Source organism: Vibrio sp. D173a (genome assembly GCF_030248475.1).
In genome coordinates, this window is record NZ_JAHGAH010000688.1 from 1 (window position 1) to 729 (window position 729).

1 protein-coding gene and 1 pseudogene are annotated in these 729 nt (G+C 44.4%); one reads left to right on the top strand and one right to left on the bottom strand.

The window, feature by feature from the left end:
- Nucleotides 1–118: pseudogene (upp, locus tag KIV40_RS28525) on the bottom strand (uracil phosphoribosyltransferase); the annotation flags it as partial.
- 167 nt (nucleotides 119–285) lie between these two features.
- Between upp and purM the strand changes: the two are divergent.
- The coding region (purM, locus tag KIV40_RS28530) for an AIR synthase related protein (RefSeq protein ID WP_285352587.1) at nucleotides 286–729 on the top strand (444 nt) is incomplete at its 3' end.

Sequence of the window (729 nt, forward strand, 5' to 3'; positions counted from 1 at the left end):
TTAGAAGGCTACCCACCTCTGTTGCTAGTTCACGAAAACGCTTCGTGCTGATTTCGCCTTCACGCATCAGGCCAATCTTGTGCTTAACTAGCGGGTGTTTTACTTCAACAACTTTCATTTACAACTCCGGCAATATTTAAATAAACCCACAGATTATACATCGTTTTCATCACATTTTCAGTATGTTTATTTGGTAAAAAATCCACGCAAACGTTTGCTCTTCTTTGGTAAGCCCTGTTAGAATAGCGCCGTTTTCACATCCAACTTAAGACCGAGGACTATCCCGTGAGCGGTAATAATTCTTCTCTAAGCTACAAAGACGCTGGTGTTGATATCGATGCAGGTAACGCACTAGTAGATCGTATTAAAGGTGCGGTAAAACGCACTCGTCGCCCAGAAGTAATGGGTGGCATTGGTGGCTTTGGCGCCCTATGTGAACTACCAACTAAATACAAAGAGCCTGTTCTGGTTTCAGGTACAGATGGTGTAGGTACTAAACTTCGCCTTGCTTTGGATATGAAAAAACACGACACCATAGGTATCGACCTAGTGGCAATGTGTGTGAACGACCTAATCGTTCAAGGTGCAGAACCTCTATTCTTCCTAGACTACTACGCAACAGGCAAGCTAGACGTTGATACAGCTGCTGACGTAGTTTCAGGCATTGCTGAAGGTTGTGTTCAATCTGGCTGTGCACTTATCGGTGGTGAAACTGCTGAAATGCCGGGC